The following is a 26,223-nucleotide window of genomic DNA, read 5'->3' as shown; positions in this document are numbered from 1 at the left end:
GACAGAGCAGTATAAGAATTAATAGGAAAATAAGTAAGTTATGAATAACTACATAATTATAGATGTTTAAGATGTATATCAGGCATACCATACCCTTGATAATGCCATTCAAAGTATTGAAAGAGCAATCTCTGACTGCCGGGATAGTATCTCCAGGCTCCAGGATAAAATCAGTGATGCTTTGGCGAAAGATCCTCCGGGAGATACTTCCGGTTATGAAGCAGCCATTGATGCTCTGGAAGAGAGAATGGATGACTATCAGAAAGATCTTGCAACCCAGATTACCATAAATGGCATGACAAGGACAGCAAGTGGATGGCTGAGTTTCTATAAAAAAGATTATGACAGTAAGCTTGAAACGTTTGAAGGAGTGACCAGAGGACAGTCCGCCTCCAAGACCGGTATGTATGAGACCATCAATGATGTGAGTAAAATTAGTCTTCCGGATATTCAATCTGCCAAAAAGGGAAGTACCATAGAAACTATCATTAATGATAATTTAGTAGATGGTGAAATATCTGATACATTTGTAAAAGAAATCTATGATTGATTTTAAATAATATAATTAACTTAATTTTGCCTTATACTGTTCTGTATTAATTATAGGACAGTATAGGGATAAATAATAATTTAACGATTTCTTGTATCTGCTCTAAATATGAAGAGGAACAGATACAAGAGATCATTAAAAATTTCGTACATAAAATCTCTTATGAAGAATGGAATATAAAGCCTTAACACTTCATATATCAAATAAATAATTGCGAAACTTCATAATCTGGATAATTGTGATTGAACTGATACAATTCTGGAGCGGAAGTTAAGGGTCAGGAAGCGCCTCCGCGGAGGAATTTGTATCAGTGAATCACAAACAATATATGTATTAGTTTCGCAATGGATGTCTTATGAATTTTTCACCATGAGGGAAAGTTACTCTTATAAAGATTGATATATTTTAGAAGCAAGAGGGGTTACCACTGGTAGTCATCATATAAATAATATGCGTTAATGGAGGGGAAAGTAAAATGAAAAATTTATTCAAGAAATTTTTAGACAAGATAAAGAAAGAAAAAGGCTTAGTCATAATAGAGGCTACCATTGTATTTCCAGTTATGTTCTTTGTTTTGTTTTTCATTATATATATTGGAAATGCATATTTTCAGATTGCACAGGTGGATGACTGTGTGTCACGTGCGGCTATAAAAGGAGCCCAATGTATTGCCAATCCCCAACAGTATGAGACAGTTGATGAGGGTATGATCCCTTTGAAAGTTAATAATGCAGAGCCATATCGGTATATTATAGGTGAACTTCCTGGAGGAAGCATTAATGAAATAGAGAGAAAGATTGAGAATGATCTGATTAAGGAAATTAATGAATCAACACTTAGTTTCTTTATTAAGATGAATCCAAAAGTTACAGGAAGTACAGATAAAATAGCAGAATTTAATAATTATTTCTTATATTCTACTTTTAAGGTGGGGGTTCAATATGAAGTCCGTTTTCCGATTCGTTTCTTTGGAGCAGCAGAACCTACTATTTTAAGATTGCAATCCCATGCAGAAGTGGCGGTGAGTGATACACCGGAGTTTGTACGTAATGTAGACATGGTAGCAGATATGCTTTATGATACGGATCTCGGGAATAATATTGCCAATACATTTACTAAGGTCAATAATTTCATAAAGACTTTCGCAGGTGAAGGATCGGATGATTCAAGAACTGGTGGAACAGACGTTGGAGATTCAGATAATAATAAAAATGAAGAAAAAAATACAGACACAGCGAAAGATGAATCAGAAAAAGAACAATCTGGAATAGATTTAGCTGATGGAGGAATATCAGACGTATCCGGTATAATTCCTGGTGGTTTAGCAGGAGGGGATATACCTGACACTCAAGATAATAATCCAGTGGTGGATGAAAAACCCGAAAATATAGATACAAAGAATGATCCAAAAGATAAAATAAGTCAGGAAGACAGAGCAAAACTTGATAAATGGAAGTACAAACCTGATGATGAAGTCTACTTAGAACATAAAGCTATATTTGACGACAAAAGCTATTATAATCAGGAAACTGGTGCAATTATTTATCCAGGGACGAATGGAGATCCAAATACCAATGGTTTTAAAGATGGGAAAAGTGATCCAGATGTGTTAAAGAAAGGTAACGTATATACTCGGTATGGAGATAATGATGATGCACAATATTTTTCGGCGGAGGATGTTCCATATGAGCAACGGGCATTACCACCAGGAGCAGATAAAAAACCTTTAGTAATAATTACTGTTTTAAAGGATATTCCTTGTAGCTCTGGTGAGATAGCACAATGGTTTGGTCAGCCCGGAGGTGGAAAACAATATTACACAGATGTTGAAATTAAAGATTCAGATGGTAATCTGGTTGAAGCCAATTTGAAGAATTTAGAAAAGTACTCATATATAGAAGTAAAAATAATCAAATAATTAGGAGTCATATTATGTCAATAGATGAATTTATTAAAGTAATGCAATTTGAAAATATAAATACGATACATGTTATAAATGAGAATTGCATTGAAGAAATACATGATAGTTATGAAGACTATGAAAAAATACAGGAAATAGAGGGCGAATGGAAATTAATTGTAGCAAGAAGAGAAAGAAGACATTTGGATGAAGTATCAAAAGAATTTCACAGTAAAGAAGAAGCCATTCGTTACTTTTGCTTTTACCAACTAGAACGCCATTATACAAAAAAATATTTGGCTAAGGCTAAGGAGAATAGTACGATTAGTATCTATTCTGATAATTTTAACATTAATAATTTATTAAATATGTTTTCAGAACTTGGTATTATGCAAGAATATTATTCGGTAAATGAAAATAAAAAGAATGCATTCGTTTTCAAAAATACTGGTCATGATCAATATCAGATATTTTGGTTTGATAAAGAAGGGAATGAAATACATAAGACGATGGAATTGGATAAAGGGACAGCCTTATATGCCATGTTCCGCTTGACATATTTATATTATCTTGTAGATACCCATGTTCTCCAAATGCAAGAAAAAGGACTTTTAGCAGATGGAATTACAAGAAACGATTATAATGTGATTTTTTCCATTGTTAAAGGTTAAATATTATTAGAATTTTAAGGGTACAGGAGACGATTTTTATGGAGAATAATGCAGCAAAAGAAATGGCAAATAATTTTATAGATATGTTAAGAGATAAATTTGGTGAAAAAGTAACCGATTTTGTAATATACAATTCATATGATGGGGAAAGAGGAACTACATTTAGTATTCGGTTTGAGGCCTATAAATACTTTATACTAATTATGAATTATGATAGAGGAAGATTTGGATGCAGCATATCCTATGGAACAGAAGGAATATTACTTGAAAGCAGCCAGAAATGGTATGATACAGCAAATTTTGAAAATTATTTCAAAGATTTGAAAGAGCAGATTGAACTTAGAATACCAGATAAATTTTTAAAAGCAAATGGTTGGATTTAACTGTCTTGAATAAGCTGGATTGCCAGGCAGCAATCAAGTTATATTAGGAGTAATTTTATGTCAATTGATGAATTTATTAAGATAATGCAATTTGAAAAAAGAAGGGGAGGAATACATAAGATGGACCGTAAAAACCAAAAGGGCTCTGTAACAATTGAGGCCACCATATCTCTAACTGCCTTTTTGTTCATGTTTATTATGGTATATAGTCTGATTACCATATGCAGGGCTCAGGCAAAGATTGGGAATGCAATTAATAATACAGCCAGGGAAATATCCCAATACAGCTATATCTATGGTCTGACTGGGTTGAATGAAAGTTTCAAGACATTACATGAATCCGCTTCAGGAACCAAAGACGGTATCAATGGGTTTATTGATGATGTGAATGAGACCTTTGATGCCATTCAAAACCTTGGAGATGATGTGGATGCTGCCAAGCAGGCCGATCCCACGGATATCGAGGCAACTGCACAAAAATGGGATACAGTGCTAGAATCAGCCAAAACAGCGAAAGATTCAGGAGCAGCAAATGTGAAGGAAGTAAAAAATGCCATTGACAGCCTCATTGAAGACCCGAAAGGAGTTATGCTTGGACTGGCAAGAGTGTTTGCTTCCGAGGCAATTGATGCAGCGACCTCGAAATTAATTGCAGAACCAGTTTCAAAGGCTTTGATGAAGAAACATTTAAAGAGATTTGAAGGGGATAATGCCAATGCATATCTGGCTTCCATGGGAGTGGTCACGGATGAAACAGGAGGAAATGCATATATAGATGCATTGGATTTTTCAAGATCTACCATCTTTGCAGATGGCGAGGATGATATCGTTCTTGTTGTAACCTATAAAATAGAAGTGCTTCCATTACTACCGATAGATTATGATTTTGTAATCACCCAGACAGCGGCCACGAAAGGATGGCTCAACGGAGATAAATTAGAACCCAAACCAGCGAAGTAATCTGTTTTGGAATTGACAAATGATATGAGAGAGAGGATATTCGTTTATGCTAATAGGAATAGAAATTTGTCTGGTTATTGTATTATCAATAGCAGGATGGTTATATCTTGAGTTAGAAGGGGCCGACAATAAGAAAGAGGCCATAAGAAATGGAGACAGGAAGAAGAAAATCTTCGGGGGCATAATGTGTGTTTTGGGGATAGTTATGGTATTTGGATTAAATCATATATTTCCTGAAAATCATTATTTAGCAAATATTAAATTACTCACACTTGTCACGCTTTTATTTCCAATCGCCTGGAAGGATTATACTAATATGATCATACCCAATAAAATCATTGGAACAGGGCTTATAATACGGTTGGTGTATTATGTTCTGGAATTAATACTCCGGTCAGAATCATTTTTCACCATATTGAAACAGGATCTCTTTGCCTTGGTGATCGTAATAGTCTTTCTGATTGTTGGAACGTTTATAATCAAAAATGGGATTGGGATGGGAGATATTAAACTATTAATTTTAATAAGTCTATTTCAAGGAATCTATGGAATGTTCAGTTCAATCTTTTTCTCGCTCTTTGCTGCATTTATAACGGGTATCTTTCTCCTCGTTACAAAGAGAAAAGGGAAAAAAGATTCGATACCTTTTGCCCCATCCATATTGATAGGTACATATATTTCCGTGTTTTTAACAGGGGTGTAGAAGGAATTCGTATTAATTATTGCACAAATTGAAGGAAACTTAATAGTTTCACAAATGTCTATAAGGAAACATAGTTAGGAGGAGTTTATTTGAAGGGAATAAAAGAATTAACTATCTTAGGAATAGTCGTGCTTTTTGGGATGTCCTGGTATTCACTTTTTAATAATAGTAAGGCTGCCCAGACAGAATATGATAATTACATAAAAACTGCAAGGATGAAAGCAGAAATGGAGATCGTAACAGATGCAGAAGAGAATTATATGAAGGCTTTAAATTTGCATGAGAGTATAGAACTTCGAAGTGAGATTGCAGAGTTCTACAGGGATTCCAATCAGGAATATGCCCTGGAAGACTGGAGTGAGGGTATGATTACCAAATACCCATATGAACCGGAAGGATATGAATTTTTGGCATTCTACTATAAAGGGGAAGAACAGTATTATGACTGTTATACCATACTGAATCAGGCAAAGAAAAGAAGAGTCAGTTCCAAAACTTTGGATTCTTTAGATAATGAATTAGCTTATGCTTATGAAATCGAATGGGCAAATTATACTGATAAAACAGTATTTTCCTCTGGTTATTGTGCTGTTGCCAGTGAATCAGGGAAATGGGGATATATCAATACAGCAGGTATCACAGCGGTCCCATATGGTTATAGAGCCGGGAAACCTTTTACAGCTTCTGGATTTGCACCGGTCCAAAGTGAAAAAGGAGAATATTTTCTGATCAACTCACAGGGAGATAAGAAATATGTGGATGTGGAGAAGAAGAATATACAGGATTGCGGTCCTTTATCAGAAGACAGGATGGCAGTTTTGATTGATGGAAGATACCAATATGCAGACATAGAATTCAAGAAACTGTTTGGTGACTATGATTATGCAGGAACCTTTTTAAACGGTGTTGCAGCAGTGAAAGAGAACAATCGGTGGTCCATCATTGACAAGGACGGAAAACAGATTGGAACAGACACTTATGAAGATATTAAATTAGATGGCAGAGGATATGCATTTCAAAATGGAGTGGCATTTGTAAAAAAGAATGGTGCTTATTCCTTAATTGATACAACTGGAAAACCGGTAGGAGAAAATACATGGGAAGATGCACATGTATTTGGTTCAGATATGACCAGTGTTAAAAAAAATGGGAAATGGGGATATATTGATAAAACGGGAGAAATTGTAATAGAACCCCAATATGAAAATGCAAGGACTTTTTCCAATGAACTGGCTGCAGTATCCATAAACGGAAAATGGGGATATATTAACACCGGGAATAAAGTGGTCATAGAACCGGTGTTTAATGAGGCAGAGGAATTCACAACTTCCGGTTCTGCTTTTATAAAGGATGATATAGGCTGGAAGCTATTAAAGTTATATAGATTGAATAAGGAGTAGATAAGATGAACGAATTTAAGTTTGAGAATCAGGGCACCAATACATTTCTTGTATATCATTTAAAACCGGAAGATGAGATAGATACTTTCAGCTATGGGATGATATCCAATAATTCCATTTATGGGATTGTTTCTACTATATTGGTGCAGATGGACCATGATAAATATTTAAAATTTAATGTTTCTTCTAAAATAAGCCTGGAACAATATTTTATGGGAGTAGTGAACAAGCAGAGATTTTTGAATGTATTCTCTAATATTGCAACGGCAATTTTAGCCAGTGAAGAATATATGCTGGAAACTTCTACTTTTCTATTAGATCCAAAGTATATCTTTGTGAATGTGGGAACAGAAGAGGCAGAAATCATATGCTTTCCTGTGTTAGGAAAGGAAAGCCCTGTGGAATTGGTGAAATTCTTTAAGGATATTGTATTTGGAACACAGTTTGATCAAAGTGAAAATGCCGATTATGTGGCAAAGATCATTAGCTTTTTAAACGGCAGTAATAATTTTTCCCTGGTTGATTTTAAAAATCTGCTGACAGAATTATTGGAAAAACCTAAGAAAATGCCAGAGGTAAAAAGAGAAGATATCGTACCTCCAAAAGTAATTCCAGATTTTGCAGCGACCATAGCACAGCCTTCCATTACCCCTGTTTATAATATACCTGACAGCAGCGAAGAAAAGATGAATCTGAATCTGCCAAAAGGAAAATTTAAATTTAACTTATTCGGGGGAAATAAGGGAAAAGAAGGCACTGAGAATAAAATAAAAGAGAAGAAAAAAGAAAAAAAGATAAAAGAGAGCAAACCAAAAGAGAAGAAAGTAAAACGTGGAGGGTTAGGAAACAGTAAAATGGCAATTCCAGGGATGGCAATTCCGGGCATGGAGGAAAAACCTCAGGAATCCGTACCGTTTGAACAATTGGTACAGCCGGTGCCGGCAACACCGTCTGCTCCGGTAACGCCAAAGCCTATGTTTGCACAACCAGAAAAAGTGCAGCCGGCTCCAATACCTTTACGCCCGCTTCCAATCAACCCTGTTATGAACCAGATGGTACCAGGCACAGCGGGAGAAACTACAGTGCTGAATGAAGTGACGTCAGGAGAAACCACCGTCTTATCAGAGCATAATTCTCTCCAAAATATAAGGCCTCATTTAATCCGCCATATAAATAATGAAGTGATCCAGATCAATAAACAAGTATTTAAACTTGGAAAAGAGAGAAGCTTTGTGGATTATTGTATAGGGAATAATCCCGCAGTAAGCCGGAGTCATGCCAATATTATAAAAAAGGGAGAAGCCTTTTATATTATGGATATGAATTCAAAGAACCGTACCTATGTAAATGAAACAATGATTCCCAGCAATACAGAGGTAGAAATTACTCATGGCTGTATGATCCGCCTGGCCAATGAAGAATTTGAATTTAAAGTACGGTAAACAAAGAGTACTTATGTAGGAGGAAGTATGAGATATTTGGTAACGGCAGCATCAGATAAAGGAATAAAAAAGCCAGTGAATCAGGATAGTCTGACTGTAAAAGTAGCGGATACAAAACAGGGACAAGTCGTGCTTGCAGTTATTTGTGATGGTATGGGAGGGCTTGAATATGGAGAAGTGGCAAGCTCCAATGTTATTAAAGCTTTTGAAGAATGGTTTTATAAGGATTTCTCCAGATTATTGGAGACAGGATATGGCAGGGATGAAATTCAAAGACAATGGGAGAATATTGTATCTGTTCAGAATAACCGGTTAATGAACTTTGGAAGGGAAAGAAACATCAGACTTGGGACAACGGTAACAGCAATGCTTCTTGCAGATGGAAATTACTATATTATACATATTGGGGATACAAGAGCTTATGAAGTTCAATATGATTTAAAGCAGCTGACCATAGATCAAACGGTAATTGAACGGGAGATATCCCTGGGAAACATTACGGCAGCCCAGGCCAAAAAAGATGCAAGAAGGAATGTTCTCCTCCAGTGCGTTGGAGCATCCGATGTAGTGTTTCCTGAATTTATCGTTGGTGAAATTAAGAAAGATGCAGTATATATGTTATGTTCAGATGGATTTCGGCATGAAATAACAGATCAGGAGATCGCAGGATATTTTACCCCGATGAATTTATGCAATGTAGAACATATGTCATATTATGCACAATATTTAGTTGAATTAAATAAGAGCAGAATGGAACAGGACAATATATCGGTATTATTAATTCGAACATATTAATACAAGCAGGAGGGTAAATAATATGCTTGAAATTGGTTCAGTGATAGATGGGAAATATAAGATTTTAAATATAATCGGTAAAGGCGGTATGAGCGTTGTTTACCTTGCAATGAATGAGAAGGCCAATAAACAGTGGGCGATCAAAGAAGTCCGTAAGGACGGGGTGCAGAATTTTGAAGTTGTAAAGCAAGGATTAATTGTAGAAACGGATATGTTAAAGAAGTTAAAACATCCCAATCTGCCAAGTATCGTTGACGTAATTGAGTCGGAGGGTACCTTGCTTATTGTAATGGATTATATTGAGGGGAAACCCCTTAGTGATTATCTGGTGGATCAAAAAGCAATGCCACAGGAGGAGGTAATTGAGTGGGCAAAACAATTATGTGACGTATTAGGCTATCTCCATACAAGAAAGCCGCCAATCATATACCGTGATATGAAACCTTCCAATATAATGTTAAAACCAGACGGTAACGTTACATTGATCGATTTTGGAACAGCCAGAGAATTTAAAGAAAGTAATATTGAAGATACTACCTGTCTTGGAACCCAGGGATATGCGGCACCGGAGCAGTTCGGAGGGCAGGGTCAGACAGATGCCAGAACAGATATCTATTGCCTTGGAGCTACCCTGTACCACCTGGTCACAGGTCATAATCCAAGTGAACCACCTTATGAGATTTATCCTATCAAAACGTGGGATCCCGCTCTCTCCTCAGGACTTGAGAATATCATACTCCGATGCACCCAAAGGAATCCAAAGGACAGATACCAGACTTGTGCAGAATTAATGTATGATTTAGAGCATTATGAAGAGATTGATGAGAAATATATTAAGAAACAAAAGAAAAAATTAGGAACGTTTCTCTTATCCATGTGCTGTATGTTCCTGTTCTTTATTTTGGCGGTATTTGGGCATGTAAAAGCAGCTGCAATTATGGCAGAAGATTATGATGGGCAGATGCAATTGGCGGAAAGTACAGAGGATTATAATAAAACAGTTTTAGCTTATCTTACTGCTATTTCAATTTCTCCAGGGAGCGAAACTGCTTATCTGAAATTAATAGAAGAATTTACAAATGATCTGGCCTATACGGAGGAAGAGGCAGATATGGTTGAATGTCTTCTGATTGGAGGACTGGAAAGACCAATTAAAGAACTGTTGGAGAACAGCAAGGATGGGAATATGAAGTATCAGGGAACGGAGTTGAAATCCTTTGTTGCACTGGACCAATTAGAGAAAGTTCCGGAAGAATATGCCCGGGTCTGCTATAAAATTGGGGAAGCATACTGGCTTTATTATGATACCTCCACAGAAGTAAATAAGAAAACACTGGGCTCCGTATGGTTTAAAAGAGTAGTGAATAATGATATGGCAGCAGATGAGGATAAAAGAAGGGCTAAAATTTATCAGAATATCGGTGATTTTTATGCAAATATAGCAAAACTTCAATATGAAGGAAATGACGATGGTGAGTATAAAAAGCATTGGGAAAATTTAAAAGAGCTAAAAAAAGAAAATGATGAGAATCCAAATCAGGAAGCGGTAACGGTACGTCTTTATTCAGAAATTATTTCTCAGATCACAATTCTCTCCAATGATCTGAAAAATGACGGGATAAAACAAGTGGAACTGACAGATATGCTTCTGGAAGTAAAAGAAGATTTGGAAAATATGAAAACAAATAATTCTTTAGTAAGGAAAGAAATTAATAACCAGCTTACTTTATATGATACTGCTTATCAAAGCATATTAACTGCATATCAGAGCAGGGAGGAGGAAACGAAATGACAGAGCAGGCACAGGTGTATAATTTACTTTTTTATATAGGGATAGGACTTGGAGCAGCAGCATTCATTCTTTCTATTATATTGTTTTTTAAATTACGTATTCCTAAGGTGATTGGAGATCTGACAGGATCCACCGCCAGAAAAGTCACAAACCAGATTCAAAGAGAAAGTGAAAGTGGAGGACAGCGTATCAAGAAGAACCAGATGCAGATATATAATATCGAGGATCTTCCATCAGGTGATGAAACAGTTCCACTGGAACAGCCGGAATATGCAGGGAGTGGCAGCAGTCCTACAGTGGATCTGGCTGAAGCGGATGTACCATTATCAGGAATGAAGATTGAAGAAGATATTACTATAGTTAGTTCAGATGTTATTGTTTAGATTTCAGATTACAAGTAGTAGGGAAAAGGGGAAGAGAGATGGATTTGAAGGAATATTATCGGAGAAAGATTGCATTGATATTGATTTGTGTAATGTTTATGGTAAGTTTATTATCAAACGATATGCTATATGCAGCATCTGCATCTGACGGACCGGATGCAGCCTCAGGCTCAGCAATCAGTGTGACATCAGGTTCAGCGATTGATGCAACTACAGGCTCAGCAATTGAGGTAACTACAGGACCCGCAGTAGTAGTAACACCGCCGGCGATTGTTTTAAAAGAGCAGGAAGCCCTTTATTTTAGTGATACTGTACCGGATCAGGTGGATTATGGAACTGAGTCAGTTGATCTATCTGTTGAGGGCGGTTCCGGAACGGGTGAAGTATCGTACCACATTCTAAGTGGTGAAGAAAATGCTGTGATAGAGAACGGAAATCAACTTATCATTAAAAATGCCGGAAATGTAGAGGTTGAAGCAGTGAAGGCAGAAGATGAGGAATATCTGGAAGCCAGTGTTTCAAAAAATATTGAGATAGTAAAAAAAGAAGTGACCATACAGATCAATACGTCTAAATACCGTGGTCAGCAGAATCCTGATTTTGAAGAGATCATGGTACAAATGATACAGAGCTCTTTAATCGATGGTGATTCTATTAACAGAGTACCGGGTGGGGATTATCTCATAGTCTATCAATGGGGGTGTGAGCAAATAACCCTTCCTGAAATCCTGTGCACAGCCAAGAAATTTTCAAAAGGAACCTATCCGGTAAAATTCTCCAAAGACAGGGTAGAATGTGGAAATTATAGTTTCACATTTGTGGAAGGAGAATTAAGAATAGACGAATTTACAGATAAGAAATATGTTATATTACCGGACAAAGAAGGAAGCAGGCTGTACAATCAGGATGTGACCATTTTGCCTGATAATGGATATAAGGTATTGGAATCAGACTCCACGGGAGGAGTATGGGAGAGCAGTGAGGATGCAGTAGATAAACTTATCTACACAGAAGAAGGAGAATATAAGGTTTATTTTCATCTTTATAATGAAAGTATGAACAGTACTTCCGTATTGTTTTCAGAGGAATTTGTCATAGATAAAACTTTGCCGGATATTGATTATGAATTTGACAAAGAACAGGCACCTGTGAAAGAAAACTATTATAATGCTTACCGTACACTGAATATCTCTCTGGAGGATGAGCACTTTTCTGATGAATTAATATCAATTACCGTGGAGAAAGATGGTGAATTAACGGCAATTCCTGATTCAGAATGGAATACAACTAAGAAAGAGGATAAATCCTGGGCTTTCTCTATTGTGTTAGAGGATGGAGAATATGAAAATTTAAAAATAGTGTGTACTGATAAGGCAGATAACGTATCAGAAACAGTGATTGGAGAGAAATTCATCATAGATACTACCCCTCCTAGTATGGATATCTGCTTCACAAATAATAATCCTGTCAATGGGAATTATTACAATACAAGCAGGCTCGCACTGGTATTTGTAAATGAGAAAAACTTTGATCCAGAAGATATGTATATTGAAATTATTAAAGATGGAGAGCCAGGCACAGTTTCTGGAAGTGCAATCACCTGGAAAAAGGTAGGGAATTCTTATGGCTCAGAGATTCTCTTCTCAAAGGATGGAAAATATACTTTAAACATGAAATACATAGATCCTGCGGGAAATCCAGCCAATGACGTCAGCTCAGAAGAATTTATAATTGACCGTACCCTTCCGGAAATTATAGTATCTTATGATAATAATGATGTTAAAAACAACAGATTTTATCAGAATAACAGAACTGCCACAATTTCTATTAAGGAAAAGAATTTTAATTCATCGGACATTCAGATATCCTTAAAGAAAAAAGTAGGAATTGGAATCGCGGAAGAAGTAGACCTGTCTCATCTGACCTGGGAAGGGGAGGATGATACCTATGTGGAAACAATAGTTTATGATGAAGATGCAGAATATATTTTTCACATTTCTTATACAGATTTGGCGGGAAACAGAAATGAGACATTAGAGGATGACTCATTTGTGGTAGATAAAGAAGCACCGGTCAATCTTAAAGTACAGTATAATAATGATCCTGTGAAAGAATTTTTAAGTGGTATTACAGGGGGACTATTCTTTAATAAGTCCACTAAAGTGACTGTATTTGCAGAAGATATAACAGCAGGAGTGGATCAGATCCACTATAGTTATATCCGTGAAAATGGCGAGATACAAAATGGAATTCTGAATGAAACAGAGGAAGAAGCCGGAGTTTATTCTTCATATTTTCAAATAGAGCCTGAATTTAAAGGACATATTGAAGTGACTATTTTTGATAGAGCAGGAAATTTTGTTTCTGCTACGGATGAGGAAATAGTGATTGACAGCATTCCACCTGAAATCCATGTAAGTTACGATAAAAGAATAGCAAGTGGATATTATAATGAGAGCAGGACCGCAACCATTCAGATTACAGAAAATAATTTTGATGTTGAAGATGTAGTAATCAGTGTTACAAAAGGGGAGAAAGAAGTACCGGAATTAATCCCTTCTAAGGAATCCTGGAAGAAGGTCGAGGGAAAAGAAAATGTTTACCAGACAACTATCTGTTTCGATAATGATGGTAAATATCAGCTAAAAATTTCATATACCGATAAGTCATTGAACAAAGGGAATCCTTATGAATCAGAACTTTTTGTAATAGATAAGACACGTCCGGAACTGTCTGTTAAGTATGATAATAACAACAGTGCGGAAGGGAATTATTATAATGCAAAAAGAACCGCTACCATAACAATCAAAGAAGAGAACTTTTCTAATTCAGAGGTAAAAGTGACAATAACTGCAAAAGACATATTTGGAAAAGAGATCACAGTCCCTGACATAAGCTCGTGGGATAAACAGGGGGATATTTCTACTGCCCATATAGAGTTTGCCCAGGATGCCATCTATACATTTGACATTAATTATACCGATCTGGCTGGAAATAAAGCGAATGAATATCCTACAGATAATTTTGTGGTAGATACCAAAGCTCCGGTAATATTAAGTGATGATATGATATATAAAAAGAAAAACAGTGGTTCACTTGCAAAATTTATTAATTACATATCCTTTGGATATTTTTGCAATGAAACAGTTCAGGTTTCAGTAAAATCAACAGATGAAACAAGTGGTATGAAGTCCATTATATATTATACGGAAGACAAGGAAAAAGGAAAGAGCCAGGAAACAACCCTCCCACTGGGAAAAGAGGGAGAGAGTGTCCAGACTATCACCTTTGATATTCCTCCTAACTTCAAAGGAACGGTATATGCCATAGGACAGGATTACGCTCATAATAAATCTACTGAATATACGAAGGCCAAATCTATTATCATAAAAAAAGCAGATAAGAATGCTTCTGATACGATTACGATCAAACCTTTAACAGAGCCAAATAAAAATGGTTTTTATAATTCCGATGTGGAAGTTGCCCTGAAGATTCTTGAACCATATTCAGGCATTAATAAATTCACTTATGATGTGGGAGCAACGAGTCCTGTAACGGTTAATCTGGAGCAGAAGGAAGATATCACTTATGAGTGGAATAAAATTGTTAAGCTGGATGCATTAAGCAATAATAATAACAATGTTGGTATTAATATTACTTATAATGATAATGCAGGTAACGAAAATATTATCGCAGAAAAAGATATAAAGATAGATGTTACGAGACCAGTATTAGATGTTACTTATGACAATAATGATTTTTTGAACAGTACTTATTATTGTAAAGAAAGAACAGCAACCATCCAGATTGAAGAGTTAAACTTTAATCCTGAAGATGTGAAGATCACAATTTATAAAGATAATGAACTTGTACAGAACTTAACTCCTAAGACGGATAACTGGAAATCCAAAGGAATCGTACATACAGCACATATCAGATTTGCAGAAGATGGAGATTACCGTTTTCAGGTATCTTACACGGATCTTGCAGATAATGAAGCATCCTATGAACATGATGATGAATTTACCATTGATCTGACAAAACCGGTTCTACAGGTTACTTTTGATAATAATGCAGTATTGAATACCAGTTATTATAAAGAGTCCAGACAGGCAAAAGTTGTGATTCAGGAACATAATTTTAATCCGGAGGATGTCAATATCACTATGACAGGAAGCTATAATGGTAAGGGGATTCCTCTTCCTGGTGTCAGCAGCTGGAATACAGAGGGAGATACCCACACAGCGACCATATCCTTTGGGAACGATGGAGATTATTCTCTGATGTTAGATTATACGGACATGGCAGGCAATCGGATTGATCCCTTCGAAAAACAGGAATTTACCATTGATACTACTGCCCCGGAATTACAAATCACAGGAGTAGAAGACAAACATGCCTATAATGGGGAATTAAAACCTGTCATTGAATATACGGATACTAATTTTAATACACAACAAGTATCTGTTTCCTTAAAAGGATACAAAAAAGGTGAAGTATCCCAGAAAGGACATGCAATTCGTATGGGGAATGGAGAAAAAATAATTCTTGATATATTCCCAATATTGCAGAATATGGATGATTTCTATACCCTCTCGGTGAAGGTGGAGGATAATGCAGGTAATGAAACAGAAGCAAAACTGTCTTTTAGTGTGAATCGATTTGGTTCTGTTTATTCTGTGGATGATAAAACAGAAAAGATCAGGAATAGCTATATTAATCAGGAGGTTGACCTGGTTCTTATGGAAACCAATGTGGATTCTTTGAAAGAATATTCCATCAATTATAGTAAGGATGGTATCATACAGGCACTTCATAAGGGACAGGATTATAAGGTAGAACAGTTCTATGAAAGTGGCGGCTGGAACCAGTATGTATATACGATCTATAGTAAGAATTTTGCAGCAGAAGGTAATTATATCGTAATGGTTGCATCCTCTGACAATGCAGGCAATCTTTCCAATAATAATATAAAGAAAGAGGAGATCCAGTTCACTGTGGATAAAACCAAACCAAAAGCTACGGTTCTGGGGATTGAGAGTGGAGCAATTTACAACACCGAAACAGAGAAAGCCCGTATTGTTGTAAAAGATAATCTCAGATTAAGTGATGTGAAGTTATCCTTAAATGGTAAAAAAGTATCCGGATGGAAGGAAGAGAGCCTTCATAATGAAGCTGGTGATTTTTCCATTGAAATTCCGGAAAGTAATAATAAGCAGAATTTAGAAGTTGAATTTGAGGATGCAGCGGGAAATACAGGCTCACTTAAAGTAGATGAATTTTTAGTTACACAGAACAGGTGGGTTCAATATTATAATAATAAAAAAGCAATCTATGCATCCTTTGGTATGGGTGGTATAGCAATAGCCATGATAGCCAGAATGTTAAGAAGACGAAAAAAGATACAATAAAATATCACATATGTAAATAAAATAAGAAGAAACTTTATATTTCCCGAATATATGGAATATAAAGTTTCTTCTTATTTTATACAATATTTATCAGATGCTTATATTTATTGATTTTAATCATTGCTATGAAACATAAGTGTTTTCATAATATATGCATAGACTTCCTGGCTTTTTGATTTCCAATTATTACAGATAGAGACTGCTTCCTGCTCAGATGGAACACTGATACTTAAATCAATGATAGGACTGCCATTTTCTTTGACCTGGCAACGCACAATATATTCGTCCTTCTTTTCTTCATAGTAATCAGCAATAGTAGAAACTTCATCTCTAAGCTCATATTCATTCTTGCTTAAATATTCGTCAATATCACTCTTTATGGCATCGGATACTTTATTGCCAAAGAATTCAAGAGTTTCTTCTCCTGCCTGGTTAATCCTGTAGTAAGTACTGTTTCGAATGGTTTCTGTCCGAATCAGTTCAGCATCATTTAATTCAGAAATCGCCTGTTGTATGGTGAAATAGTTCGTATATTCCTTTTCCAATATAAAGTTGGAAATCTGTGCATTTGTAAGAGGAAAATTAACTTTATCAAGGATGTATAAAATAATTAATTTATATAATGTTAGAGCATCGTTTTGCAATCAACTCATCTCCTTTGTAATGGAACATGCTAAGAAAAGTATTTTCCCTGCCATGTATTCCTTAATTTCAATTCTTGATTTATTGTATTTAATGTCTTTTTCTTATTTGTACTCCACATGGGCGCCAGAAGCAATGCTTTTGGTCCATCTCCGGTAATTCTATGAATCACTATACGTTCAGGCAGATGTTCTATACATAATATTACCATATTAATATAATCTTCGAAAGATAAAATTTCTAAGCCGGTAAGATGATCAGCCAAATCAGTGCCTTTTAATACATGGAGAAGTTGTAACTTTACCCCTTGGATTGGCAGTTTTGAAAGGTATTCTATGGTTTCTAATATGTCGTCCCGGCTCTCTGTTAATATTTTTTGATTATCCATATATGGCAATCCTATAATAAGATGGACGATAATGTCAATATTTATACGGGATAATTCCTCCACAGCTTTTTCAAAACAATCCAGCGGATATCCCCTGCGGATAAAATCAGCTGTTTTTTCATGAATGGTCTGTAAGCCAAGTTCAATCCACACAGGTTTTATCTTATTCAATTCAGATAATAATTCTAACACATTATCACTAAGGCAATCTGGCCTGGTGGCAATGGATAAAGCGACAATATCTGTATGATTTATTGCTTCATAGAATATTTCTCTTAAATATCCTATAGGAGCATAAGTGTTGGTATAAGCCTGGAAATATGCTATAAATTTAGAACATTTGGTTTTGCCCGCTACTTTTGATTTTGCCTCTTCAATCTGATCTGTGATAGAATCCTTTCCATTGGAGGCAAAATCTCCCGAACCACCTTCACTGCAGAAGATACACCCACGTTTTCCTAAACTGCCATCACGGTTAGGACAGGTCATTCCTCCATCTAAAGACAGTTTATATATTTTTTCTCCAAATTGGTTCTTTAGATAATGATCCAGGGAATAGTATCGTCTTCCGCCCCAGGTTTGCAGGTCTTTCATATATGTGATTTAACTGCCTCGCTTACCACAGCAGCAACTCGCGGATCAAAAGCCTCAGGCATGATATTATCTTCCCTTAAGTCGTTCTCATCCACCAGTCCTGCAATGGCAAGAGCAGCAGCCAATTTCATCTCTTCCGTAATTTGCGTGGCACGTCCTTCCAAGGCTCCTCTAAAGATACCTGGAAATGCTACTACATTATTTACCTGATTAGGAAAGTCAGAACGTCCTGTGCCTACGACTTTAGCTCCTGCTTCTTTGGCTAAATCGGGCATAATCTCAGGGACAGGATTTGCCATTGCAAAAAGAATGGAATCTTTATTCATGGAGGATACCATTTCTTTGGTAACGATATTAGGGGCAGATACTCCCACAAAGATATCAGCACCTGTCAAGGCATCTGCCAGAGATCCTTTTTTATTGGAGAGATTTGTAACGTCCATCATCTGTTTTTGCATCCAGTTCAGATCAGGAGTATCTTTAGATAAGATTCCTGATTTATCACACATTACAATATTCTTAAATCCATAGTTAAAAAGTAATTTGGTAATTGCAATTCCCGCAGAGCCTGCACCGTTTACTACAATATAACAATCTTCTTTCTGCTTTTTCACTACTTTTAGGGCATTAATGATACCTGCAAGTACAACAATTGCAGTTCCATGCTGATCGTCATGGAACACCGGGATATCTAATAATTCTTTTAGTCTTTCTTCAATTTCAAAACATCTTGGAGCAGAAATATCTTCTAAATTAATTCCTCCAAAAGCGGGAGCGATATTCACGATTGTTTTAATTATTTCTTCTGTTTCCTGAGTATCCAGGCAGATTGGAAATGCATTTACTCCACCAAACTCTTTGAATAATACAGCTTTTCCTTCCATAACCGGCATTGCAGCCAGGGGACCTATATTTCCAAGACCAAGAACAGCACTTCCATCTGAAATTACAGCAACTGTATTTGATTTGATGGTATATTTATAAGCAGCCTCTTTATCATTTGCAATTACTTTACATGGTTCGGCAACTCCCGGTGTATAAGCAAGTGCTAAATCTTCTCTTGATTGTACACTGCATTTGGAAGTTGTAGAAATTTTACCTTTCCATTCTTCATGTAATTTTAAAGCTTTTTCGTTAGTTGTCATGATATTTCCCTTTAACCCTTTCTAATCAGTTAATGAATTGGTTCAAGTATAAAACTAGGTTAATAATACCATTATGAATAGGTTAAATCAAGAGAGAAATGCCCCCTTAAAACAAAAGAACCACCCCTATGATTATAAAATTCCTGTGCTATACTCAATCTGTAATTGTAAATAATTTACATAAATTATCAAAGGCTTAATTTTTATTGTTACCGTATTAGATAATTATAAGGAGGGATGCTATGGATTCAGGTTAGGATGAAATACATAAGATAAACATTTCAGGATACAAATGGGTATTGACCTTAAGATTTTAAGGTCATATTTGCAAAATAATAGAGAGTACAAAAGTGTTTATTAAAGTATTCATTCTAATATGGGAAAGGGGTAAGGTATGAAGAAACATTTTAAAAGATTACTATCATGGCTATTAATGGCATGTATGATCATTTCAACTGTAATATCATCATCTCCAATTACAACAAAAGCAAAAGAAGTAAAAAATGGTGAAAAGGATATTTTATGGTCGACTTCATTTGAAACACCAGATGATTTTACTCCAAATAAATTAGATGAAAAGGGAAGTGCCAATGTAGCAGGAGTGCTTTCTGGTACTTTGACCGGTGATATAACATATCTGGTAGACATAAAATCTGTTGAAGGCAGTACTGACTTTAATGAGAATGAAACTAAGGTTAAATTATTTGACCGATCTTCATCTACAAAATTTTTAACGAATACAGGATTACCGGTTACTGTTACATGGTCATTAAAAGATAAAATGGAAAAAGCAATCAATCAGTATGGTGTCGTTGCTGCCAATGATGCGCCGGAACGTGACCCTAAAAGCTGGAAGTTATATGGGAAAAAAGAAAGCGATGCAGATTGGAGCCTGATAGATGAACAATCCAATCAGGTATTTACAGCAAGATACCAGAAGAAACTATATTCAATTTCAGAACCTGAAGATTATAGCAGCTATAAATTGGTCATTTCAGAAAAAAATGGAAGCAGCGGCTCAATGACTCAGCTGGCTGATATAATACTTGCTACCGGGAAAAAAGAAGATAATGAATTTCAATCAGATGGTATGAATGTGGAAATTACCAATGGACCTACTGCCGCATGGAATCAAAAATCAAATGCAGGCTGGTCTGGAAGCAAGGCATTAAGAACATCAGGAAGTATAACAGGAAATGATGCATATTCTTATAATATTCTTTATGACAATCTAAATATTCCTGTAGATAGCACTACCTATTTAAAATATAATATATTCCCATCCATGTCCAATGGGGACGTGTACGATTTTCAATATACAGGAATGTTCATGTCAATTGATTTAAAGTTTGAAGATGGTACTTATTTAAGTGAATATGATGTATATGACCAAAATGAGAATCCATTAAATGCAGCAGGACAAGGAGCGAGCAGAACGTTAACCACTCATCAATGGAATCAGATCTATAGCAATATTGGTACGATTGCCAGGGGAAAAGTAATTAAAAGTGTTTTAGTAGATTATAATAAACCGGCTCATGATATGGCTGGTCTTATAGACTTTATTACCTATTTTGATGATATTGAAATATATAATAAAAGCGAAACAGTACATAATCATTTATCCGAATATACCTCCATACTCAGGGGAACGAATGATTCATCGTCATTTTCAAGAGGTTTAACAGCTCCGGCAGTAACCATGCCTCATGGATTTAACTTCTTTGTTCCGGCGACGAATTTAAATGATAACAAAATCTATGATTATCAGGATACTTCCTTAAGATATATTACGATCAGCCATGAACCATCTTACTGGATCGGTGATCGTGGAACCTGGCAGTTCATGGTCAATACAAGTATTAATGCATCTACTGCAAATAGTTTCGGGCTGGGAAGCCTGACTTCTGATTTCGCCCATGAGAAAGAAAGCGCTCATGCTCATTACTATAGTGTTGAATTTGATAAAGAAAAGGGTGCATCCAAAGGATCAAAATTAGAACTGACACCTACAAATCACGGTGCAGTCGTTCGCTTTACTTTTGATAAGGATACTGCCAATCGAAATGTAATCCTGGACTGTACCCGTGCAGCAGGAGGGGTTACATTTAATAATGAGGGCGCTGTTACAACCTTTACAAGTTACAGCGATCATATGAGCAATGGTTCAAAGAGGATGTATGTCTATGGAGTATTTAATAAGAAAGCAAATATTACAAAGACATCAAATAAAGCAGGACTTGCCGGTTTCAATGACGAAGTAGTAGAAATGAAAATAGCAACTTCTTATATTAGTTATGATCAGGCGAAGAAGAACCTTGAATTAGAAATTGCTTCTGAAGAAAATTTTGATGATATTTATAATAAAGCACAGGGTGTGTGGGATAAGAAGCTAAACATTATAAATGATGTAAAAGGTGCTACTTATGAACAATTAGTGACTTTATATTCTAATATGTACCGTCTGTTTGCTTATCCTAATACCATGTCTGAAAATGTTGGAACCAATGATAATCCAGTATGGAAATATAAGAGCCCATACCGCGCTGGTGACGCAGAACCGGTCGATGGTGAAATCTATATTAACAATGGGTTCTGGGATACATATCGTACCACCTGGGCTGCCTATGGATTATTTACTCCTGCAGAGGCAACAAGAATGCTGAATGGTCTGGTACAGCACTATAAAGATCAAGGCTGGGTCCCAAGATGGATCGCTCCTGGCGGAACTAATAGTATGGTAGGAACCAGCAGTGATGTCATCTTTGCAGATGCGCTCATGAAAGACATTGAATTTGATTATGAGAATGCTTATAAATCAGCAATTCGTAATGCTGCAACAGTATCTTCCAATTTGACCAATGGGGGAAGAACAAAACTTGAAACGTCCATCTTTTTAGGCTATACTCCGGGAACCGGAGATGAATTCTCCTGGTCCATGGAAGGGTATGTAAATGATTATGGTATTGCTCAGATGGCAAAAGCACTGGCTGAGAAAGAAACGGATGAAACAAAGAAAGAGCAATATTATTCTGAATATCAATACTATATTAACCGGGCAAAGAACTATGTAAAACTATTTGACGATTCTGGTGAAACAGTACTGGAGAAATGGTTCAAAGGAAAATCAAGCTCAGGTGAGTGGAATATATCTAATTATACAGATGATAAATTCGATCCATTTTACTGGGGAGCAAATTACACGGAAACCAATGCATATAATATGGCGGTTTCTGTACCACAGGATGGACAGGGATTGGCTAATCTATACGGAGGTTTAGAGGAACTTGGTAAAAAACTGGACTCCATCTTCACAACAAATGGTATTTACAATGGTTACGGTGCAGTAAATAGCGTTGGTGGTATCCATGAACAAAAAGAAGCACGTGAAGTGAAACTGGGGCAATACGGCCACAGCAATCAGCCATCCCACCATATTCCATATATGTATAATTATGCGGGGCAGCCTTGGAAGACTCAGGAATATGTGAGAGATGTATTAGACCGGTGCTATGTTGGTTCTACATTTGGCCAGGGATACATTGGGGATGAAGACAATGGTGAAATGTCAGCATGGTATATCTTCTCTGCACTAGGCTTCTATCCGTTAGCTATGGGCAGTGATGAATATGCAATCGGATCACCTCTATTTGATGAAGTTACCGTGAACCTGGAAGAAGGCAAAACTTTAAAGATAATTGCAAACAATAATAGTAAAGAGAATGTTTACATTCAAAGTATGAAATTAAATGGTGTGGATTATTCAAAGAATCATATCAAACATTCAGACATTGCTACCGGCGGAACAATTGAATTTAATATGGGAGATACTCCAAATACATCCTGGGGGTCCTCAGAAAATGATTTACCAACATCCTTGACTGCTGCCAATGAAACAGTCAAATCTTATGATGACATCATTCAGCCAAAGGCAAATATAGTGAATGCAGATACAATACCAGAAGGCAAGGTATATAAAGATTGTGTATCTTCCATGACAGCAGATGTAGCTAAGTTGATCGATAATACTTCTGCAACAGAAGCTAAATTAGAAAATGATGCAACAATATATTATAGTCTTGACAGTGAAAAGAAAGCAGAGATGTTTACAATAACCTCTGGTAAGGAGGAGCCTGCACCAACATCAGTGGCATTATATGGGGCTTTATCAGATGGAGTATGGGTAGAACTTGGAAATTATAATAATTTAAGTTTCGAGTGGAGCAGATATACTCGTCCATTTAAGATTAAAGAGGAACTACAGAAAGAGTATTCTCATTATAAATTTGTTTTTAGCGAAGGCAGTGTATCGGAAATTGAATTATTGTCCTATGATGATGGAATCCGCACCAGGGAAGATCTGGGAAATTTAATTGCTTCCGCCAAACTAATAGATCAGTCCAATATGATTTCAGTGATAAAGATGAAATTAAATGAAGCAATCGAAGCAGCAGAAGTTGTATATCATACCGGAACTACAGAAGAGGAATTTACCAGTGCATACAATGCCTTGAAAAAGGTGATTGATGATGTCACAAGTGAATTTGTGAATCCATATGAGCCGATAGAAGCAGAAAACTTTACCAATGGTAATGTTCTAATTGATTATGTAAACGGAGTGCCCCATAATATTGGCGGAGTAAAGGCAAATTACTGGGCAAGTTATGAAAATGTGTTATTTGATGGAGGAAGTAATTTTATAGAGATGCATTATTCAGCACAGGGAACAGATGGTGGCGGATACGTAGAAATTCATCTGGACAGCAAGGATTCAGAGCCGGTTGGAATCATAGAAACACCTGTCACGGCTCCATCTGGATGGGCAACCTATAAAACAGTGAGTGCGACTCTGCCTGCAACTATTTCCGGATTACATGATATTTACCTGGTATTTAGAAATGACGGAAGTCATGCATACGTTGCAAATGTTGACTGGTTTAAGTTTACTAAGACTTCATATAATAATGCAGAAATAAATCCAGTTAGTGTTACATTTGATATCATTAATCCAACAGATGTGACAACTTCCATCCTATGGAATGATGCAACTTTAGTTGAAGATATTCTTATGGATGGAATGAGTATTGGAACAGACTCTTATGTAGTAAGCGGAAGCGCTTTGACAATCAAGAAGGAATTTCTTGATGTTCAATCAATCGGCAGCCATGAACTGAATATTAAATTTGACAGAGGAGATATGGTAAGCTTAATCGTAAATATCATAGATTCTACGGTTCCTTCAAAAGTAAGTGCAGTCATTGAGCCTTCCAATGTTGTTTTGGATAAAGAGTTATTGGGTGAAGAGGACTTAAATATCTCCATTACCTGGAATGATGCCACAATAATTAATGATATTAAGAAGAATGGTACTTCCTTAGGAAACGATACTTATGTAGTAAGTGGAAGTGCTTTGACAATCAATAAAGAATATCTGAAAGAGCTGCCTTTAGGAAACCATTCATTAGTAATTGTGTTTGATGAGGGAGAAGCTGCAATTCTGATGATTGAAGTGAAAGATTCAACACAACCGGAAACTAAGAGCGCAACGATTCAACCGGGTACTGGGATATTTGATAAGTACTATAGTAAGAGTCAGGATGTTAAAACAACGGTTACCTGGAATGATGCCACCCAAATTACAGACATTAAAAATAATGGAAGAAGTATAGGTACGGATTCCTACACCATTGCCGGTGACAATTTAACAATCAGGAAGGAATACCTAAGAACATTATCCAGAGGAAACCAAACGTTGAATATAGAATTTGATGCTGGTAATGCTGCAATTCTGGCAATAAACATTTTAGATACTACTCCAAATAATCCAACGCCAGGTAATCCATCGTCACCGCCGCAGACAGTAACAGAACCTCAGATTGTTGGAAGTGATAATGCAAAAGGATGGAATGCAATTATGAATGTACTTTCTTCCAAAGAGGCAGGAAGTAAAGTTGTCATTCATATGAATGGGAAAAACATTCTTCCAAAAGGGGTCATTCATTCCTTAAAAGGTAAGGATATTACCCTTGAGTTACAAATAAATGAATACAAATGGATTATAAATGGCATGGACATTACAGAGGAAGTTTTAAGTGATATTAATCTGGCAGTCACATTCAATCCAGGTGTAATCAAAGAACAAATCATTAAGGAAATAGCGAATGAAAGCAAAACAAAACAACTCCAGCTTATGAACAATGGAAAATTTGGATTCAAAGCCGCACTGGAAATTAATCTGGATAAAGCCAATAGTGGATTCGTTGCCAATTTATTCTACTATGATTCAATTGCAGGAAAATTAATATTACAGGATGTAGGGAAAATAGATGAAAATGGTAATGTGAATTTAAGTTTCTTACATGCTTCCGATTATGTTATCATCATGGGAAAGAAAGCATTATTAGAGAAGGTTCCAGATAAGATTTCAGTGACTCCGGCAAATAAGACATTATATATAGGAGGTACTACAGGCAAGTCTGCGTCTATAATGATTGAATTGCCTGAAGTGATTTCTAAGGCAGCAGAACAGGAAATTAGCAGTGTGAAGGTAACATATCAATCAAGTAATAAAAAAGTTGCAACGGTATCTAAGACCGGTAAAATTACTGGAAAAGGAGAAGGAACTGCTGTAATTAAGACGAGTGTTACTATTGATGGCGTTACAAAATCCTATAATACAAAAATCAGAGTGGCAAAAGCCTATATTAAATTTACAAAGGCAACTTCTTCCATGAGATTAGGTGAAACATTTGCTTTCGCAGTAAAGTGCTACGGATTTAATCAATCTGATGTAATATATTCTACAACAGCGAGATCAAAAGTAGTGATTGGCAAGAAATCAGGCAAAGCAATCGGAAAAACAAAAGGGATTGATTATGTTGTTGCTACTTGTGATACGATACAGAAAAAAACAAAAGTAACAGTTAAGTAGTATGATAGCCTGATAAAATTTTAGAAGAACATACCTGAATTTGTAAAAGGTATGTTCTTCTTATTAGAGATTAAATGGGATTTCTGTACATTTTTATTTTTGACCTGAAAATATCCATATATACAAAACATAG

The 26,223-nt window shown here is 36.1% G+C and carries 16 protein-coding genes; 13 read left to right on the top strand and 3 right to left on the bottom strand.

Going from position 1 to position 26,223, the window contains the following annotated elements:
• Positions 1–181: 181 nt before the first annotated feature.
• The 12 genes from EDD66_RS08655 to EDD66_RS08600 all read left to right on the top strand — a co-directional run bounded on the left by EDD66_RS08655 (position 182) and on the right by EDD66_RS08600 (position 16,390).
• Entirely contained in the window at positions 182–550 is a 369-nt protein-coding gene (locus EDD66_RS08655; RefSeq protein WP_123609177.1) for a hypothetical protein, read from the top strand.
• A gap of 475 nt (positions 551–1,025) precedes the next feature.
• Positions 1,026–2,468, top strand: a complete 1,443-nt coding sequence (locus EDD66_RS08650; protein ID WP_123609176.1) for a glycohydrolase toxin TNT-related protein — start codon at positions 1,026–1,028, stop codon at positions 2,466–2,468.
• Between the two features lie 14 nt (positions 2,469–2,482).
• On the top strand, positions 2,483–3,121 hold the full coding sequence (locus EDD66_RS08645; RefSeq protein ID WP_123609175.1) for a hypothetical protein: 639 nt from the start codon (positions 2,483–2,485) through the stop codon (positions 3,119–3,121).
• 38 nt (positions 3,122–3,159) lie between these two features.
• Positions 3,160–3,504 (top strand): hypothetical protein, encoded by a 345-nt coding sequence (locus tag EDD66_RS18585; protein ID WP_207667767.1) that lies wholly within the window; start codon positions 3,160–3,162, stop codon positions 3,502–3,504.
• 57 nt (positions 3,505–3,561) lie between these two features.
• Entirely contained in the window at positions 3,562–4,464 is a 903-nt protein-coding gene (locus EDD66_RS08635) for a TadE/TadG family type IV pilus assembly protein (protein ID WP_123609174.1), read from the top strand.
• A 46-nt stretch (positions 4,465–4,510) separates the two neighbouring features.
• Positions 4,511–5,167, top strand: a complete 657-nt coding sequence (locus tag EDD66_RS08630; RefSeq protein WP_123609173.1) for a prepilin peptidase — start codon at positions 4,511–4,513, stop codon at positions 5,165–5,167.
• Positions 5,168–5,256: 89 nt separating this feature from the next.
• Entirely contained in the window at positions 5,257–6,567 is a 1,311-nt protein-coding gene (locus EDD66_RS08625; RefSeq protein WP_123609172.1) for a WG repeat-containing protein, read from the top strand.
• A gap of 5 nt (positions 6,568–6,572) precedes the next feature.
• Positions 6,573–8,009, top strand: a complete 1,437-nt coding sequence (locus EDD66_RS08620) for a DUF6382 domain-containing protein (RefSeq protein ID WP_123609171.1) — start codon at positions 6,573–6,575, stop codon at positions 8,007–8,009.
• A 27-nt stretch (positions 8,010–8,036) separates the two neighbouring features.
• A complete protein-coding gene (locus EDD66_RS08615) occupies positions 8,037–8,804 on the top strand; it encodes a PP2C family protein-serine/threonine phosphatase (RefSeq protein ID WP_123609170.1) in 768 nt (255 codons plus the stop codon).
• A 22-nt stretch (positions 8,805–8,826) separates the two neighbouring features.
• On the top strand, positions 8,827–10,596 hold the full coding sequence (locus EDD66_RS08610) for a serine/threonine protein kinase (RefSeq protein WP_123609169.1): 1,770 nt from the start codon (positions 8,827–8,829) through the stop codon (positions 10,594–10,596).
• On the top strand, positions 10,593–10,979 hold the full coding sequence (locus EDD66_RS08605; RefSeq protein ID WP_123609168.1) for a hypothetical protein: 387 nt from the start codon (positions 10,593–10,595) through the stop codon (positions 10,977–10,979). The genes EDD66_RS08610 and EDD66_RS08605 overlap by 4 nt, the downstream gene beginning before the upstream one ends.
• A 38-nt stretch (positions 10,980–11,017) precedes the next feature.
• Entirely contained in the window at positions 11,018–16,390 is a 5,373-nt protein-coding gene (locus EDD66_RS08600) for an Ig-like domain-containing protein (RefSeq protein ID WP_123609167.1), read from the top strand.
• Between the two features lie 113 nt (positions 16,391–16,503).
• Here the strand turns inward: EDD66_RS08600 and EDD66_RS08595 are convergent, their stop codons facing one another.
• The 3 genes from EDD66_RS08595 to EDD66_RS08585 are packed head-to-tail and all read right to left on the bottom strand — an operon-like array spanning position 16,504 to position 19,159.
• Positions 16,504–17,034: a DUF4364 family protein gene (locus tag EDD66_RS08595; protein WP_123609166.1), complete on the bottom strand. Its 531-nt coding sequence runs from the start codon at positions 17,032–17,034 to the stop codon at positions 16,504–16,506.
• Between the two features lie 29 nt (positions 17,035–17,063).
• A complete protein-coding gene (locus EDD66_RS08590) occupies positions 17,064–18,014 on the bottom strand; it encodes a TIGR01212 family radical SAM protein (RefSeq protein ID WP_207667766.1) in 951 nt (316 codons plus the stop codon).
• Complete coding sequence (locus EDD66_RS08585) at positions 18,011–19,159, bottom strand: NAD(P)-dependent malic enzyme (RefSeq protein ID WP_123609165.1); 1,149 nt, start codon at positions 19,157–19,159, stop codon at positions 18,011–18,013. Before EDD66_RS08585 ends, EDD66_RS08590 begins: the two co-directional genes overlap by 4 nt.
• Before the next feature lie 394 nt (positions 19,160–19,553).
• Here EDD66_RS08585 and EDD66_RS08580 point away from each other — a divergent pair, with 394 nt between their 5' ends.
• Positions 19,554–26,090, top strand: a complete 6,537-nt coding sequence (locus tag EDD66_RS08580; RefSeq protein WP_123609164.1) for a GH92 family glycosyl hydrolase — start codon at positions 19,554–19,556, stop codon at positions 26,088–26,090.
• Positions 26,091–26,223: the final 133 nt, after the last annotated feature.

The sequence above is a fragment of the Mobilisporobacter senegalensis genome, assembly GCF_003752155.1.
Taxonomy (GTDB): domain Bacteria; phylum Bacillota; class Clostridia; order Lachnospirales; family Lachnospiraceae; genus Mobilisporobacter; species Mobilisporobacter senegalensis.
Note: the sequence above shows the minus strand (reverse complement) of the source record. Positions and strands in the feature narration are given on the sequence as shown.